General features: G+C 63.8%; 13 protein-coding genes. 12 read left to right on the top strand and 1 reads right to left on the bottom strand.

From position 1 onward, the window contains the following. Positions 1-82: 82 nt before the first annotated feature. From J2X06_RS08520 to J2X06_RS08495, 6 genes are all read left to right on the top strand, one after another. Positions 83-1,438, top strand: a complete 1,356-nt coding sequence (locus J2X06_RS08520) for a DUF1329 domain-containing protein (RefSeq protein WP_310060816.1) — start codon at positions 83-85, stop codon at positions 1,436-1,438. A gap of 69 nt (positions 1,439-1,507) precedes the next feature. Continuing rightward, complete coding sequence (locus tag J2X06_RS08515; protein ID WP_310060813.1) at positions 1,508-2,578, top strand: WD40/YVTN/BNR-like repeat-containing protein; 1,071 nt, start codon at positions 1,508-1,510, stop codon at positions 2,576-2,578. Positions 2,579-2,601: 23 nt separating this feature from the next. Continuing rightward, positions 2,602-4,995 carry an efflux RND transporter permease subunit gene (locus tag J2X06_RS08510; RefSeq protein ID WP_310060808.1) on the top strand — a complete coding sequence of 798 codons (2,394 nt, stop codon included), beginning with the start codon at positions 2,602-2,604 and terminating at the stop codon, positions 4,993-4,995. After that, positions 4,996-6,633, top strand: coding sequence for a 3-(methylthio)propionyl-CoA ligase (locus tag J2X06_RS08505; protein WP_310060806.1), 1,638 nt, complete (start codon positions 4,996-4,998; stop codon positions 6,631-6,633). A 19-nt stretch (positions 6,634-6,652) separates the two neighbouring features. Next, entirely contained in the window at positions 6,653-7,987 is a 1,335-nt protein-coding gene (locus J2X06_RS08500; RefSeq protein WP_310060803.1) for an MFS transporter, read from the top strand. Continuing rightward, positions 7,984-8,631, top strand: a complete 648-nt coding sequence (locus J2X06_RS08495) for a DsbA family protein (RefSeq protein WP_310060800.1) — start codon at positions 7,984-7,986, stop codon at positions 8,629-8,631. The genes J2X06_RS08500 and J2X06_RS08495 overlap by 4 nt, the downstream gene beginning before the upstream one ends. Before the next feature lie 92 nt (positions 8,632-8,723). Here the strand turns inward: J2X06_RS08495 and J2X06_RS08490 are convergent, their stop codons facing one another. Then, on the bottom strand, positions 8,724-9,740 hold the full coding sequence (locus J2X06_RS08490; RefSeq protein ID WP_310060797.1) for an alpha/beta fold hydrolase: 1,017 nt from the start codon (positions 9,738-9,740) through the stop codon (positions 8,724-8,726). A 122-nt stretch (positions 9,741-9,862) separates the two neighbouring features. Between J2X06_RS08490 and J2X06_RS08485 the strand changes: the two genes are divergently transcribed. The 6 genes from J2X06_RS08485 to J2X06_RS08460 all read left to right on the top strand — a co-directional run bounded on the left by J2X06_RS08485 (position 9,863) and on the right by J2X06_RS08460 (position 16,370). Next, positions 9,863-10,909 carry an AraC family transcriptional regulator gene (locus J2X06_RS08485; protein ID WP_310060794.1) on the top strand — a complete coding sequence of 349 codons (1,047 nt, stop codon included), beginning with the start codon at positions 9,863-9,865 and terminating at the stop codon, positions 10,907-10,909. A 377-nt stretch (positions 10,910-11,286) separates the two neighbouring features. Continuing rightward, the gene (locus J2X06_RS08480; protein ID WP_310060791.1) at positions 11,287-12,246 is read left to right on the top strand and encodes a TauD/TfdA dioxygenase family protein; all 960 of its coding nucleotides are present in this window, start codon (positions 11,287-11,289) and stop codon (positions 12,244-12,246) included. Between the two features lie 101 nt (positions 12,247-12,347). After that, a complete protein-coding gene (locus tag J2X06_RS08475; protein WP_310060787.1) occupies positions 12,348-12,830 on the top strand; it encodes a 2,4'-dihydroxyacetophenone dioxygenase family protein in 483 nt (160 codons plus the stop codon). A gap of 118 nt (positions 12,831-12,948) precedes the next feature. Further along, the gene (locus J2X06_RS08470) at positions 12,949-13,239 is read left to right on the top strand and encodes a hypothetical protein (RefSeq protein ID WP_310060783.1); all 291 of its coding nucleotides are present in this window, start codon (positions 12,949-12,951) and stop codon (positions 13,237-13,239) included. 36 nt (positions 13,240-13,275) lie between these two features. After that, positions 13,276-13,920 carry a hypothetical protein gene (locus J2X06_RS08465; protein WP_310060781.1) on the top strand — a complete coding sequence of 215 codons (645 nt, stop codon included), beginning with the start codon at positions 13,276-13,278 and terminating at the stop codon, positions 13,918-13,920. Further along, complete coding sequence (locus J2X06_RS08460) at positions 13,920-16,370, top strand: hypothetical protein (RefSeq protein ID WP_310060779.1); 2,451 nt, start codon at positions 13,920-13,922, stop codon at positions 16,368-16,370. The genes J2X06_RS08465 and J2X06_RS08460 overlap by 1 nt, the downstream gene beginning before the upstream one ends. The last annotated feature ends 53 nt before the right edge of the window (positions 16,371-16,423 follow it).

The following is a 16,423-nucleotide window of genomic DNA, read 5'->3' as shown; positions in this document are numbered from 1 at the left end:
TCAGAGCTGCTCACGAACCACGGTTTCGTGGTCTTCACCTTCAAGACCGCGCTGACCATCAGACATTGCAGAGGAACACACCATGAAATTCACCCAGACACTGCTGACCGGCGCACTGCTGACCGTACTCGGCACCGCCCAGGCGGTGAGCCCGGAAGAGGCCAAGAAGCTCGGCACCGACCTGACCCGCGTCGGCGCCGAAAAGGCCGGCAACGCCGACGGCACCATCCCCGCCTACACCGGCGGCCTGACCACGCCGCCGGCCAGCTTCAAAGCCGGCAGCGCGGTCCGCCCCGACCCGTTCACGGATGAAAAGCCGCGTCTGACGATCACCGCGGCGAACATGGCCAAGTACCAGGGCCAGTTGACCGCCGGCTCGCAGGCGCTGCTGAAGAAGTATCCGAAGTACCGCATCGACGTGTACCCGACCCACCGCACCGTGGCGCTTCCCGACCGCGTGCTGGACAACACGCTCGCCAACGCGACGCGCGCCAGCACCAAGGACGGCGGACTGGGCATCTCCGGTGCCATCGGCGGCTATCCGTTCCCGATCCCGAAGAGCGGCAACGAGGCGATGTGGAACCACCTGCTGCGCTACACCGGCGTGGCCAGCAGCTTCAAGTACGACAACTGGAACGTGGATGCCTCCGGCACGCCGGCGCTGTCCACCAGCGGCAAGCTGTTCGTCGAGTACCCGTACTACGACCCGAAGAACACCAAGCCGGCCGAAGAAACCGACGTCTACTTCCAGACCAAGATCTTCTATAACGCCCCGGCACGCCGCGCCGGCGAGGCGCTGATGGCGGTCGACGTGGTCAATCCGTTCAAGCGTCCGCGCCGCGCCTGGTTGTACCTGCCGGGCCAGCGCCGCGTGAAGCTCGCGCCCGACATCTCCTACGACACGCCGAATCCGGGCACGGCCGGCGCGGCGACCTACGACGACACCTGGATCTTCAACGGCGCGATGGACCGTTACGACTTCAAGCTGGTCGGCAAGAAGGAGATGCTGGTTCCGTACAACACCTACCGGCTGACGTATCACAACAAGGCCGCAGAGGTGACCACGCCGCAGTTCCTCAATCCGGATCTGGTGCGCTGGGAACTGCATCGCGTCTGGGTCGTGGAAGCCACGCTCAAGCCGGGCAAGCGCCACATCTACGCCAAGCGCACCTTCTATCTCGATGAGGACAGCTGGACCGCGCTGGCGGCCGACCAGTACGACGCCAAGGGCCGCTTGTACCGTGCGTCCTTCGCGCACATGTCGCCGAGCTACGACGCCAAGACTCCCAACGCAGAAACCCAAGTGTTCTACGACCTGACATCGGGTGTGTACAACCTCGGCTTCCTGATGGGTCCCCATGGCGGCGTGCAGTACACCAATCCGCTCCCGGTCAACCAATGGTCGCCTGACGTGCTGGCCGGTGCCGGCATCCGCTGAACCTTGACGGTGAACCTCCGGCGGCGGCCTGCCCGCCGCCGGCGTCCGCTCTAGAACGAAATCATTCTTATGAAGCACCCTGCCCTAAGGCTGGCCGCTGTGGCCGGACTGGCGACGTTGCTCGTCGCAACGGCGGCTCCCGGCCGCCGCTTTACCGACGTGCTCGATCAACCCGCCACCATCAGCCCGTTGGCCGCGCAGCGAGTGCTGCAGGCCAGCGCCATCGCCGGCCAGCGCATGGTCGCCGCCGGAGCGCGTGGCCACATCGTGTACTCGGACGACCAGGGCACGACCTGGCACCAGGCGAAGGTGCCTGTCAGCGCCGACCTGACCGCGTTGCATTTCGTCGATGCACGCCAGGGCTGGGCCGTGGGCCACGAAGGCGTGGTGTTGCACACCCGCGACGGCGGCGCGTCCTGGCAACTACAGCTCGACGGCCGTCGCGCCAATGCGCTCGTGCTCAAGCACGTGCGCAACCTGCCCGCCGACACCGATCCGGCCGTGCTCGAATCGCTGAAGGCCGAGGCCGAACGCGCAGCGGCGGAAGGCCCGAGCCGGCCGTTCCTCGATGTCTGGTTCGCCAACGAGCGCGAAGGCTACGTCGTCGGCGCCTACAACCTGATCTTCCACACCACCGACGGCGGCAAGACCTGGGAGCCCTGGGTCGATCGCACGCAGAACGAACGCTTCTACCACCTGTATGGCATCCGCGGCAGCAGCGACGGCGTGTACATGGTCGGCGAACTGGGACTGGCGCTGCGGCTGGATCCTGCGTCCGGCCGCTTCACCGCACTGCAGACCCCGTACGAAGGCAGCTACTTCGGCGTGCTGACCAAACCCGGCCTCGTGCTCGCCTACGGCCTGCGCGGCACCGCCTACCGCTCGCTCGACGGCGGCAAGAACTGGGAATCGGTGGACACCGGCATCACCACCTCGATCACCGCCAGCAGCGTCATGCCTGACGGTCGCCTGCTGCTGTGTTCCATGGCGGGCGATGTCCTGCTGAGTGACGACGACGGTGCGCACTTCCGCCGTCTGCCCTTGAAGGCAGCGATGCCTTGCACCGGCCTGGCCGTGTCCGGCGATGCGCTGGTCCTGAGCGGCCTGCGCGGCGTACGCGTCGTACGCCCCGAACTGTAATTGTTGAGGATTTAACGTTGGATATGCCCCCCCCTTCTCTCGACGGGATGCCGGTCGTTCGCACGATCGAGGATTTCGACCACCGCTCGGGTCATGTTTTCGAGCGAGCGATCTTCAACAACCGTCTCCTGATCGTCGTCGCCTGCGTACTGCTGACCGTGCTGCTCGGCTTCCAGGCCACGAAGCTGGCGATCAACGCCGGTTTCGAGAAGATGATTCCGCACGGTCACGCGTACGTAAAAAATTACCTGGAAAGTCGCGGCAGCCTGCGCGGCCTGGGCAATTCAGTGCGCGTCGTGGTCGAGAACACCGACGGCGACATCTTCGATCCGGCGTACCTTGAGGTCCTCAAGCAGGTCAACGACGAGTTGTTCCTGAATTCGGACGTCGACCGTGCGTGGATGAAGTCGATCTGGACCCCGGCCGTGCGCTGGAGCGAGGTCAACGAGGAAGGCTTCGTCGGCGGGCCGGTGATGCCCGACAACTACGACGGCTCGCCGGAATCGGTGGATGCGCTCAAGCTCAACATCCGCCGCGCCAACATCGTCGGCAACCTAGTGGCCAACGACTTCCGTTCGAGCATGGTGTTCGTGCCCCTGCTCGAGCGCAACGCGGATACCGGCGAACGGTTGGACTACCACGCGTTCTCGCAGAAGCTGGAGCAAAGCGTCCGCACCAAGTACGGCAGCGGCAAGGTCAAGATCCACGTGATCGGCTTTGCCAAGCTGGCCGGCGACCTGATCGAAGGCCTGGTCAAGGTCGCGAGTTTCTTCCTGATAGCAGCATTGATCGCCGCGCTGATCATCTTCCTGTACACCCGCTGCCTGCGCAGTACGGTGCTGGTGGTCGCCTGCTCGGTTGTCGCCGTGGTCTGGCAGTTGGGCCTGGTGCGCCTGTTCGGCTTCGAGCTGGACCCGTTCTCCGTGCTCGTGCCGTTCCTGATCTTCGCCATCGGCGTCAGCCACGGCGCACAGAAGATGAACGGCATCATGCAGGACGTGGGTCGCGGCACCCATCGCCTGGTCGCCGCGCGCTACACCTTCCGTCGCCTTTTCCTCGCCGGCCTGACCGCGCTGCTTGCCGACGTGGTCGGTTTCGCCGTGCTGATGACGATCGACATTCCGGTGATCAAGGAACTGGCACTGACCGCCAGCATCGGCGTCGGCGTGCTGGTGTTCACCAACCTGATCCTGCTGCCGGTGCTGCTGTCGTACGTCGGCGTCAGCCCGGCCGCCGCCAAGCGCAGCCTGCGCGAGGAAGACGAAGAGGCACACGGTCGCGGTTTCGGCGCGTTCTGGAACTTCCTCGATAAATTCACCGAACGACGCTGGGCGATTGGCGCGATCACGGTCGCGGTGGTGCTCGCCGCCGGCGGCCTGTGGATCAGCCGCGGGCTGCAGATCGGCGACCTCGACCCGGGCGCGCCTGAACTGCGCAAGGATTCGCGCTACAACCAGGACAACGCCTACATCACCAAGAACTACGCGTTGTCCAGCGACCTGTTCGCGGTGATCGTCAAGACAAAGAAGGACGCCTGCCTCAACTACAAGACGCTGGTGCAGGCCGATCGCCTGGGCTGGGCGCTGCAGCAGGATCCCTCGGTGCAGACGACCGTGTCGCTTGCCGACGCCGTGCGCAACATCACCGCCGGTTCGTTTGAAGGCAATCCGAAGTGGCTGACCCTCAACCGCAACCAGGACGTGATCAATTACTCGGGCCAGCAGGCTACGGTGTTGAATCCGGACCTGTTCAACACCGAGTGCTCGGTGCTGCCGGTGATCGCTTACCTGTCCGACCACAAGGCCGATTCGCTCAAGCGCGTCGCCGCCATCGCCGAGGACTTCGCCGCGCGAAACAACGATCCGGACGTGACGTTCAAGCTGGCCGCAGGTTCCGCCGGCATCGAGGCCGCCACCAACGAAGTGGTCAGCCGCGCCAGCCGCTCGATGCTGTTGTACGTGTACGGCGCGGTGGCGCTGCTGTGCTTCGTCGCCTTCCGCAGCTGGCGCGCGGTGATCGTCGCGGTGCTGCCGCTGATCCTGACCTCGATCCTGTGCGAAGCACTGATGGTGCAGCTCGGCATCGGCGTCAAGGTCGCGACGCTGCCGGTCATCGCGCTGGGCGCCGGCATCGGCGTCGACTACGCGCTGTACCTGCTCAGCGTGCAGCTGGCGCAGCAGCGCGCCGGCTTGTCGCTCGCCGCCGCCTACCGGCGTGCGGTGATGTTCACCGGCAAGGTCGTTGCCCTGGTGGGCATCACGCTGGCCGCCGGCGTCATCACCTGGGCGTTCTCGCCCATCAAGTTCCAGGCCGACATGGGCATCCTGCTCACCTTCATGTTCGTGTGGAACATGATCGGCGCCCTGGTGCTCATTCCCGCGCTCTCGCATTTCCTGCTACGCAAGGTGGAGGCATAAATGTTTGGTTTGATGCAGGAACACAAGCTGCTGGTCTCGACGCTGATCGAACATGCGGTGAACTGCCACCCCGACGCCGAGATCGTCTCGCGCACGGTCGAAGGCCCGATCCATCGTTGCACCTACCGCGACATCCATCAGCGTGCCAAGCAGGTCGCCAACGTGCTGGGTGCCCTGGGCGTGCAGCGCGGCAACCGGGTCGCCACGCTGGCGTGGAATGGCTACCGGCACATGGAGTTGTACTTCGGCGTGTCGGGCACGGGCGCCGTGCTGCACACGGTCAACCCGCGCCTGTTCCCCGAGCAACTCGAATACATCATCAACCACGCCGAAGACACGGTCCTGTTCTTCGACCTGAGCTTCGTGGCACTGGTGGAAAAACTGCTGCCGCGATTGAACACCGTGCGCACCTTCGTGGTGATGACCGACCGCGTGCACATGCCCGAGTGCGGCATCCCCGGTCTGCTGTGCTACGAGGACCTGCTGGCAGCGCAATCCGATAGTTACGTCTGGCCCGATCTCGACGAAAACGCCGCCACCGCGCTGTGCTACACCTCGGGCACCACCGGCATGCCAAAGGGGGTGCTCTACTCGCACCGCTCGACCGTGCTGCACGCGTTCGGCGCGTGCACCGTGGACAGCATGGCCGTGTCCAGGAGCGAAACCGCGTTGCTGGTGGTGCCGATGTTCCACGTCAACGCCTGGAGCATGCCCTACGTCGGCGCCATGAGCGGCGCCAAGCTGGTCCTTCCCGGCCCGGCCCTCGATGGCGCCAGCGTGTACCAGTTGTTGCGCGACGAGCAGGTCACGCTCGCCCTGGGCGTGCCCACGGTCTGGATGATGTTGCTGCAGCACGCCTCGACCGCGGGCCTGAAGCCGATCGACGAGTTGGCGCTGCGTCGCGTCGTGATCGGTGGCGCTGCGGTGCCGCGTGCGATGGTCGAGGCGTTCGAGCGCGATTTTGGTGCGTTCGTGGTGCACGCCTGGGGCATGACCGAGGTCTCGCCGATGGGCACGATCTGCAACCTGCTCCCCAAGCATCGCTCGCTGCCGCTGGATCAGCGCATGCAGGTGCAGGCCAAACAGGGCCGCGCCGTGTTCGGCGTCAGCCTCAAGTTGACCGACGAAAACGGCCAGCGCCTTCCGCATGACGGCCAGGCGGCGGGTCACCTGAAGATCCGTGGACCGTGGGTCGCCAAGGCTTATTACCGCGATGAAGGCGGTCCGATCCTCGACGACGAAGGCTACTTCGACACCGGCGACGTCGCGACGATCGATACGGATGGCTACATGCAGATCACCGATCGCTCCAAGGATGTGATCAAGTCCGGCGGCGAATGGATCTCCTCCATCGCCCTGGAGAACGCGGCCATGGGTCACCTGGTGATCGCCGAGGCCGCCGTCATCGGCATCGCGCACCCGAAATGGCAGGAACGGCCGCTGATGGTGGTCGTCGTCAAGCCCGGCCAGACGCTGGAGCGCGAGGCCGTCTTGAACTACCTCGAGGGCCGCGTCGCCAAATGGTGGCTCCCCGACGACGTGGTGTTCGTCAAGGAACTGCCCCACACCGCGACCGGCAAATTGCTCAAGGCGGCGTTGCGCGAGCAGTTCCGCGATTACCGCTTTCCGGACGTTTGAAATCATCAGGGCTGCATCCATGACCTACCACTCCCTCCCGAATCCTGGCGACGACGATCCCGGCGCGCGCATCCCGCGGCGGTATGCCTGGGTCGTGTTCGCACTGAGCTTCGGCCTGCTGCTGTCGGACTACATGTCCCGGCAGGTGCTCAACGCGGTGTTCCCGCTGCTCAAGCACGAGTGGGTGCTGTCCGATGCGCAACTGGGGCTGCTGAGCGGCATCGTGGCGCTGATGGTGGGGTTGTTGACGTTCCCGCTGTCGCTGCTCGCCGACCGGTTCGGACGGGTCAAGAGCCTGGCCGTGATGGCGACCGTCTGGAGCCTGGCGACGCTCGGCTGCGGCCTGGCGCAGGACTATCCGCAGATGCTGGTTGCGCGCTTCCTGGTCGGGGTCGGCGAGGCGGCTTACGGCAGTGTCGGCATTGCCGTGGTGCTGTCGGTGTTCCCCAAGCACATGCGGGCGACGCTGACGGGCGCGTTCATGGCCGGTGGCATGTTCGGTTCGGTGCTGGGCATGGCGTTGGGCGGAGCCGTGGCAGCGCATATGGGCTGGCGCTGGGCCTTCGCCACGGTGGCCTTGTTCGGCCTGGTGCTGGCGTTGCTGTACCCGATCATCGTTCGCGAAAAGCGCATCGCGCCACCGCGTCCCGATGAGCTGCGCACTGGTAAAAGTGGCGCCGCAACCACGCCGGCCGCGAAGGTGCCGCTACGCAGCCTGGTCAACAGCCGCTCGGTGGTCGCCGCCTACATCGGCAGCGGTCTGCAGCTGTTCGTCGGCGGCACCGTCATCGTCTGGTTACCGAGCTACCTCAATCGCTACTACGCGATGGCGACCGATGCCGCCGGCGGTGTGGCGGCCATGATCGTACTAGTCGGAGGTATGGGCATGATCGCGTGTGGCATGCTCAGTGACCGCCTTTGCCGGAATGCGCCGGAGCGCAAGTTCAGCCTGGCGATCGCCTACGCCCTGTCCAGTTGCGCGTTGCTGTCGCTGGCGTTCGCGCTGCCGCACGGCACGCCGCAACTGGTCGTGATCGGACTGGGCTTGTTCCTGGCGGTCGGCACCAGTGGTCCCGCCGGGGCCATGGTCGCCAATCTCACGCCGCAGCCGATCCATGGCACCGCGTTCGCGATGCTGACGCTGGTGAACAACCTGCTGGGGATCGCTGCCGGACCGCTGGTCACCGGCTTGCTCGCCGATCAATTGGGTCTGGAGAAGGCGTTCCAACTGGTCCCGTTGATCAGCGTGGCCGCGGCCGCGGTGTTCTACTTCGCCAAGCGACACTACCTGGCCGATGTCCAGCAGGTAGGAAGGCTGCACGTGCCCACCTACGGGGTCGAGGTGCCGACGTGAGCGGCAGGAACAAAGTCACGATCGCTGTCCATTTCGACCTGATCTGCCCATGGTGCTTCATCGGCACGCGTCACCTCGCGCTCGCGAGGGCTCTGTTCGCGCAGAAGTATCCCGCCGTCGCCGTGGAATCGGAGTGGCACCCGGTGCAGTTGCTGCCCGAGGCGCCGGAACAGGGACTGGCGTTCGCCGAGCTCTACCAAACGCGTCTGGGATCACCGCAAGAGGTGGAGTTAGCGGCGCGGAGGGCCGGCTTGGAACTTGATATGACCGCAATCCAGCGTATGCCCAACACGGCGCGAGCGCTTGATCTGCTGCGTCGGGTCGCGGTGCTGGGCGAGCCGGCGTTGTACGAGGCGCTGCTCGATCGTCTGTTTGCCGCGTACTTCCAGCGCGGCGAGGATATCGGCGACGCCGCGACGCTGCGGCGGTTGGCTGAAGAGGTCGGCGTGCCCTCCGATCGACTCGCCGACGCGGCACCAGACGGCGCATGCGCGGCTCAAGCCGCGCCCGCCGTCCCGGGCGTGCCGCATTTCGTGCTCAACGGGCGGCTGTCGCTGTCCGGCGCGCATAACGCCGCCATCCTGTTCGAGGCCATGAGCCAGGGTGTGCAGGCTTCGATCGCGGCCGACTTGGCCTGCACATGACACGGTAACCGTGCTGGTCCGCGGCGGGACAGTAGCTTCTGCCGCCACCATCACAGGGCAGTTTGAAATCTGCCCTGTGCTCACCTTCCGCACTACAGCTGCCCGAGGAATTCCAGCAGCAATTCGTTTACCTGCTCAACGCTTTCTTCCGCCGCGCTATGGCCCACGCCGGGTAGCAGCACCTTCTTCCGCAGTCCGGGCAGATAGGTGTCGAGCCGGTCGTAGAGCCCGCGGATTTCGATCGGTTCGAGGGAAGGGTCGGCAGCGCCACCAATGAACAGGCTTGGCTGGCGCACCGTGGCGCCGTCGAGGAAGGACGTTATTTCCCAGTTCCGATCGCGGCAGCGGTAGTAATTCAGGGCGCCGGTAAACCCCGTGCGAGTGTATTCATCGACGTAGTAATCCAGGGCCCGCGCGCTCAACCATGATGGGAACTCCTTGGGCTCAGTAAAGGCGTTGAGAATGGGCTCACCGGGTTCGATGAACAGGCGCCAGCGTTCGGCGCCGACGGCGCTGCCGGAGATCGAGTAGAAGACGCTTCGCAACGTCTTGCGCGGGTCGCTGGCCAACTCGCGATCCGGCTTACCAATCTGCTGGAAGTACAGGTGGTGATACACCCTGCCCTTCGCCATCTCCCGCAAGCCGATGCTCGGTTTGATCTTTCCGCGCGGTGGCACCGGAGTGTTGAGCATCACCAGGCCGCGGAACAGATCCGGCCTCATCATCGCCGCCGCTTGAGCCACCCATGCGCCCAAGTCGTGTCCGACGATCACCGCGGACGTTTCACCCAAGGCCGCCATCAAGCCCACCATGTCACCGACGGCCTGACTCATGTCGTAGGCTTCAATGGAATCTGGGTGATCGGTTTGCCCGAATCCACGTTGATCGGGAACTACGACCCGAAATCCGGCGTCGGCCAAAGCCACGATCTGGCGACGCCACATGTACCAAAGGTATGGAAAACCGTGCAGCAAAATGACGAGCGGGCCCTGCCCCTCGCCTACGTAATGCATGCGAATGCCGTTGACTTCGGCGAAGCAGTGATTGAATGCGTTGGGGTCGTCGGCATCCACCTGCCCCAAGGCGGTGCGCGGCCGATCGATGTCCATTGCAGCGCTCGTGTCCATTGTCTACACCATCTTTCGAAGTTCTCGGTCTCAAAAGATAGCTTCGGCAGCCTGCGCCAGCTAAGCTTCTTAGGATATAAACTTGCGAAATTGGGACAAGCGCAATGTATCCCGAGACGCGAAGTGCCAGCCTTACCGACTACGAGCACGTGGCCCGTTCAGTGGGGCTGGATCCGTTTCGTATGCTGCGGATGGCCAAGCTGCCGGCCAAGGTGCTCGACGATCCGAACATGATGATCAGCGCCGATTCGGTGGGGTGGCTGCTGGAGGAGTCGGCACGCCTGTCCGGCCAAGAGGCCTTCGGACTGTTGCTCGCAGAAACGAGGAGCCTGGCCAACCTCGGCATGCTGGCGCTGGTGATCCGGGAAGAGCCGACGCTTCGCGCAGCAGTGCAATCCTGCGTCCGCTATATGCGGCTGCACAACGCCGGCGTGCAATTGCGCCTTGACGATGCAGGCGACATCGGGTTGCTGCATGTGGGTGTGAACATGCAGCGCCAGGCCCTCTGCCGCCAGGCCATCGAAATGTCGACCGGCATCGTGCTTCGGACGTTGAGAGTGCTCAGCAGCGAGTCCTTCCGGCCGGTAAAGATCGGTTTCACCCACGAGCGGCCCGCCAGCCTTGAAGTCCATCGCCGCGTGCTGGGTACCGCCGTCGCGTTTTCACAGGAATCCAACGCCATGGTTTGTCGCGCGCGCGACCTTGACGCGCCAATCCCTGCCGCGGACCCATCACTGAATCGCGAGGTGAAGCGATGGCTCGACATGCAACTGGCCAACCTCCGCGACGAGGCGCCTGCGCAACGGGCGCGCCAGATCGTCAGGATGCTGCTGCCGAGCGGACTTTGTTCGGTAGATCGGGTTGCCCAGCATCTCGACATGCATCGACGCACCCTTAATCGACACCTGGCAGCCGAGGGCGAGAGTGTCTCAACGATCATCAATGCTGTACGCGCTGAACTTGCCCAAGAATATTTGGCCAACAGCAAACGCAAGTTGTACGAGGTCGCCGAACTCCTCGGCTTTTCTTCTGCCGGTGATTTTTCGCGCTGGTTCCGCGGTCAGTTCGGCAGGACACCCTCGGATTGGGCCGCCCAATACCGGGAGAGCAAGGCGGCGGCCCGGCGGCCGGTCTCGCATTCGCATAAGTAGGAACGCAGGTTCGGGGGCGTGTGGTGCGTCCTTTCGTCATCCGCATCCAGCCAGCCACACAGCCTGACCCCGCCGCACCGTACACGTCCCTGACGGTACAGACCTGACGGTAGGTCCCGGCCTGCACCCGCGATTGCGGCCTGCCGCATGACGGCGCCGAAGCGTTGTCACCGAAGGCTTTCCAGCCTTGGATCCCGGCCGCCCACGGCAGTCCCAATATGCGAAGAAATTGTCCCGCCACACAAATGCGCCGGCGTCGTCAATACCTACTATGAAACCCGTGGACCGACGAAACGGTGCCTGCCCCGTGACACGGACAAGTGCATCTGCCGAACGCACATATTGCCGCCGCAGCACAAGTACAGATTGGAGAGATCATGACAACCGGCGTAACCCAAGATACTGCTTCACAAGGCACGCCAATGGCGCCGGCCATTATCCGGACATCGGTGCGCCGGCATTCGATCAAGGTGGAGCTTTGCACGCCCGCCATCGGCGCCGAACTCAGCAACGTCAGCCTGGCTGATGCCGCCCTCGATCCTGACGCCATTGCCGAAATCCGGGCACTGTGGCTGAAGCACAAAGTCCTGTTCTTTCGCGATCAGAACATCTCGCCGATGGAGCAGCAGAACTTCGCCGCGCAATTCGCCGAACTGGAAGCCCACCCCCTTGCTCCGAGCCATCCGGAGGCGGACAAGCTGCTGATGCTGTACCGCAATCTCGACCCGAGCAAGCCGAAGAACTACGTCGAAAAGGCCAGCCGCGAAAACATCTGGCATGCCGATGTCACGTACAAGAAGGCGCCGCCCCGCGGCGCGGTGTTGCGCTGCGAACTGGGTCCGGAAACCGGCGGCGACACCATGTGGTCCAACATGGTAATGGCCTATGAAAACCTGCCCGCCACCATCAAGCAACGGATCGATGGCCTGTACGCCAAGCACGATGCCGAACACACGTTTGGCGCGCAGTTGCCGATCGAAGAACGTCACGCGATGGCCGCGAAGAACCCTGCCGCTGAGCATCCTGTGGTGCTAACCCATCCCGAGACGGGCGAAAAGGTTTTGTTCGTCAACTCGGCGTTCACGACCCATTTCTCGAACTTCTTCAACTTCGAGGACATCCGCTACGGCCAGGACTTCATGCCGGAAGCTCATCAGCTGATGAACTATCTGACCTCCCAGGCCGCGATTCCGGAATACCAGGTTCGTCTGAAGTGGAGAACCAACACGGTTGCCATGTGGGACAACCTGCAGGTACAGCACTACGCCGTGGCGGACTACGGCAACGCGCCAAGAAAGATGCTGCGCGCCACCCTCGCGGGCACTCCGCTGACCTGATCCGACGGTTTCCCTCAGGCGAATCCACGGCGCGGCCCGCAAGGCGAACAGCCTTGCCGCGTCTACAGGTTCTCGATCTCAACTCATCAATGGAATTACATATGCTCTACGAACACGTTGACACCGCAGTCATCGATGGCGAATCGCTGCCGTGGGTACCGTTTACGCCCTACGCAGACAATGTCTTCATGAAGTACTTCAAGCTTGACCCGATCCGGGGCGAGATCATCGTACTGATGAAGGCGCCGCTCGACATGCAACTGCCCAGGCACCACCACACCGGCACGGTCATGGTCTACACGATCGAAGGCAAGTGGAAGTACAAGGAGCACGATTGGGTCGCCGGGCCCGGCAGTGTCGTGTACGAGACCGCCGCATCGACCCACACGCCTGAAGTCGTCAGCACGGAAGGCGGCGCAGACGGATATATGGTCGTACTGGTTCAGATGACCGGCGATCTCGCGTTCCTCGACGAGAACAACAACATCGTCGCGCTCGAAAACTGGAAGACCGCGTTGCAACGCTATCTTGCCTACTGCGAGCAGCATGGCATCAAGCCGAAAGATCTCACGGCATTCAACTGATCTGGATCTCATCCACAAGTTAGATCTGCCGGTACGCACACGCGCCGCACAAGCACAGATGGGAGACAAAATGACAGCAGCCGGCGTAACCCGAGGCGCTACTACACGGGCCACGCCCATGGCGCCGGCCACCATGGTATTCGCCGAGTTCTATCGTACCAATCGGGCCGGCGCGCTTGCCTCCGTGGGGGGGAGGTTCATCGTCATTCTCGACGGCCGCAATGATAAGGCCGCTTGGCATGTCATTGCCGCCCGCGAATGTGCGCGCCGTGACTTTGAAGCTTACCAGCTACGCCAGGGCCGCGGTTTCACCGATTCTAAAGCCGTGTCCGGTCTTGTCGTTCCATCCGTTTGCGGGGGCCGCGAACATGACACGCAGGGACTACGTTTTGCTTCACGCTGTTTTTAAGACTGAATTATCCAACCACTTGCATTAGGACCACCCATGAACCCGTTTTCGTTGTTCAAGCGCTCATCGCGCGGCGCAGGACTTGCGCTTGCGATGTCGCTGGCGCTCGCCCCGGCGGCGCAGGCCACCAAGTTGCAGCAGCAGAACCTCACCCAGTTGATCGCCGAGTCCGACAGCATCATCGGCGGCATCGTCCGAGACGTGCACGACGGCATTGACGAAACGGGCGTTCCCTATACCGAGGTCACCATCTCCGTTGGTACGGCCGCCAAGGGCAATGTCGCCGGCGGCCAGACCTACACCTTCCGTCAGTTCGGCCTGCTGCAGCCGCGCGTCCAGGCCAACGGCCACCGACTGCTGGCCAAGGCGCCCGAGGGCTTCCCGACCTGGCGCGAGGGCGAGTACGCCGTCGCCTTCCTGTACAAACCCGCTTCGATCACCGGCCTGCAGACCACGGTCGGCCTGGCCCAAGGCAAGCTGTCGATGGTCAACGACAAGCTGGTCAACGAGTTCAACAACGTCGGCCTGTTCGAAGGCGTCGAGATCGACGCATCGCTGACCACCAGCGCCGAAGAAGCGATGCTCGAGTCGTCGGGTGGCGCGGTGGATCTGCGCACCTTCATGGCCCTGGTCGGCCACGCCGTCGAAGGCCAGTGGGTCGAGAACGGGGAGATGAAGTGATGAAAGTCTCCAAACTCACCCTGATGCTCGGCCTGGCGCTGGCGGCAAGTTCCGCGCAGGCCGCCGGCCCGCTGTACCTGTCGATGGACAGCGGCACGCTCAAGCCGATGACGTGGGACACCAGCAAGGGTCCGATCCCGGTCTACACCGACGGTGGCGGCGCCTTTACTTACAACTTCGACAAGGTCACGCCGTTCATCACCATCGATCGCGCCAACGAGATCACCGCGTTCGCGTTCAACGAATGGAGCAAGGTGCCGACCTCCACCTTCCGGGCGGAGATCGCGGGCACCATCGCCAGCAAGACCGGCATCGCCGACGTCACCGCCGCCAATGCCGCCGAGATGTACACCAAGGAGAACGGCTACGGCTTCTGGGTGCTGTACGACACCGACGGCAGCATCCTGGAACAGTACTTCGGCATTCCGAAAAGCTCCGTGCTCGGCATCGCCTTCCCGGAGTTCGGCGACGAGAACGGCAACATCATCGAAGCCACCGCCGTGATGAACGGCTGGAACGTGTGGTCGCACGACATCGATGGCAAGTTTGTCGCGTCGGTGTTCACCCACGAGTTCGGCCACGCCATCAACCTGTCGCACTCGCAGGTCAACGGCCCGATGGTTTACAGCAGCCTGACCAACATGCCGTATTACCCGGGCGTGCCGAAATGCGTAGCCCCGGTCCACCGCTTCGACTACCCCGCCACGGCCACCGGTATCAACCGTGCCAATCCGGCGATGCTTGAGACCATGTACCCGTTCCTCAACCACAAGACCCCGGCGGGCATCGAGCAGTCGACGATCGACATGCCCGACGACATCGCCGGCATCTCCAACCTGTATCCGACCGCCAGCTACAAGGCTACCCGCGGCTCCATCAGCGGCGTGTTGCGCCTGAAGGACGGTCGCCACGAGTACAGCGGCATCAACGTCATCGCCCGCAACATCGACAACCCGCTGTTCGACGCCGTGTCGAACATGACCGGTGCCGCGTCGCAGGGTGAGATCGGTCCGGATGGCACCTTCACCATCAACAACCTGACGCCCGGCCAGAGCTACGTGGTTTACATCGAGCCGATCGTGGCCGGTGGCTACCCAGCCACGCCGCAGCCGCTGGTGTCGCAGGGCGAATATTGGAACGTGGCCGAAGGCAGCGACCCGACGACGGATACCCCGTGCGACGCCACTCCGATCCTGGCCGAAGCCGGCGTGACCAAGCAGGCGGACATCACCTACAACGGCTACACGAAGGGCGTCCAGTTCAGCCCGCTGCCCGGCGTGGTCATCCAACAGATCTCCAAGAGCGGCAGCAGTGCCATCGGCATTGCCGGCAGCACGCCGGTCAAGTGGGATGAGAAGACGGGCTACTCGCTGCTGCCGCCGGGCTTTGCGGCGCAGAATGCGACCATGGACCGCAACGGCAACCGCGTGTTGGTCACCGCAGCCAAGGCCGGCAACGCCTTCCGGGAGCCGGTGATCCTCAACGGCGATGTCCCGATCTGGCTGGGCGACCTCAACGGCAACACCTGTGGCGGCACCTCAACCTTCGGCACTCAAGCGGCCGTCCCGTTCGCCATGGACGATTCGGCCAGCAAGGTCGTGGGCCTGGCCTATATCGACCGCAACGGCGATCGCAAATGCACCGGGCAGGGCAAGAACGAGATCATGCCGTTCGTGTGGGATGCCAAGCGCGGCATGCGCGAGTTGCCCACGCAGTTCGCAACGGTTCCGAATTACGTCCGCGCCAACAGCATCTCCGGCAATGGCCGCGTGATCGTCGGCACTGCCGCCCTGGCGGAGGCCGTAGCTTGGGTCGATGAAGGCAACATGATCAACCTGGGCAAGCTGGTGGGTGCGCGTGACCTGTACACCTCCAACTACGACGGCACGCGCGTGCCGATGTACAGCATGACCCAGAAGACCATGCTGCTGTGGAACGCGATGCGCGGCACCGGCGCGGAAGCGTTCACCAATATCGGCGGCCTGCGCTACTGCATCGACGTGCCCTACTTCAGCTTCAGCACGGGCGCTGACATGTGCGCCGCACCGGGGGCCGCGGAGGCCATGTTCCAGCAGTACGGCTACGCGCCGTTGAACGTGACGGGCAGCAACGACAAGGGCGACGTCATGATCGGTCGTGCAGGCGGCGCACAAACCGGCTTCGCTGGCGCCATCTGGATCGAGGGACTGGGCTGGATGCGCATGCGCGAATTCCTGCGCAAGCAGGGCGTGGTCGAGGCTGACGCCATCCCGTTCGATGGCACGGGCACGGTCAGTGCGTCCGGCAAGGAGTGGGTCGGCGGCGTCAACGGCAATGCCAACACCTGGATGGTCAGGGCCGAGCAGGTCTACGTCTGCGAGAACGGCCAGGACGTGATGACCGGCTTCCCAGGTGGCCTGCGCGACAAGGTGGCTGCCGGCGCCAAGTTCGGTCGCTGCGAGTTCCAGTAAGTTCCAGTACTACGCTCTCGTTGGTTTGGCACAAAGGCGGGGATTTCCCCGCC

It is taken from the genome of Lysobacter niastensis, from assembly GCF_031457115.1.
Taxonomy (GTDB): Bacteria; Pseudomonadota; Gammaproteobacteria; order Xanthomonadales; family Xanthomonadaceae; genus Lysobacter_J; species Lysobacter_J niastensis_A.
This window is presented reverse-complemented; position numbering and strand designations above follow the sequence as displayed.

What these genes read in the sequence shown, in the direction of transcription:
- J2X06_RS08480 (WP_310060791.1), top strand. Translation starts at nt 11,287, where the DNA reads ATGACAACCGGCGTAACCCAAGATACTGCTTCACAAGGCACGCCAATG.
- J2X06_RS08470 (WP_310060783.1), top strand. Translation starts at nt 12,949, where the DNA reads ATGGCGCCGGCCACCATGGTATTCGCCGAGTTCTATCGTACCAATCGG.
- J2X06_RS08485 (WP_310060794.1), top strand. Translation starts at nt 9,863, where the DNA reads ATGTATCCCGAGACGCGAAGTGCCAGCCTTACCGACTACGAGCACGTG.
- J2X06_RS08475 (WP_310060787.1), top strand. Translation starts at nt 12,348, where the DNA reads ATGCTCTACGAACACGTTGACACCGCAGTCATCGATGGCGAATCGCTG.
- J2X06_RS08515 (WP_310060813.1), top strand. Translation starts at nt 1,508, where the DNA reads ATGAAGCACCCTGCCCTAAGGCTGGCCGCTGTGGCCGGACTGGCGACG.
- J2X06_RS08460 (WP_310060779.1), top strand. Translation starts at nt 13,920, where the DNA reads ATGAAAGTCTCCAAACTCACCCTGATGCTCGGCCTGGCGCTGGCGGCA.
- J2X06_RS08490 (WP_310060797.1), bottom strand. Translation starts at nt 9,740, where the DNA reads ATGGACATCGATCGGCCGCGCACCGCCTTGGGGCAGGTGGATGCCGAC.
- J2X06_RS08510 (WP_310060808.1), top strand. Translation starts at nt 2,602, where the DNA reads ATGCCCCCCCCTTCTCTCGACGGGATGCCGGTCGTTCGCACGATCGAG.
- J2X06_RS08500 (WP_310060803.1), top strand. Translation starts at nt 6,653, where the DNA reads ATGACCTACCACTCCCTCCCGAATCCTGGCGACGACGATCCCGGCGCG.
- J2X06_RS08465 (WP_310060781.1), top strand. Translation starts at nt 13,276, where the DNA reads ATGAACCCGTTTTCGTTGTTCAAGCGCTCATCGCGCGGCGCAGGACTT.
- J2X06_RS08505 (WP_310060806.1), top strand. Translation starts at nt 4,996, where the DNA reads ATGTTTGGTTTGATGCAGGAACACAAGCTGCTGGTCTCGACGCTGATC.
- J2X06_RS08520 (WP_310060816.1), top strand. Translation starts at nt 83, where the DNA reads ATGAAATTCACCCAGACACTGCTGACCGGCGCACTGCTGACCGTACTC.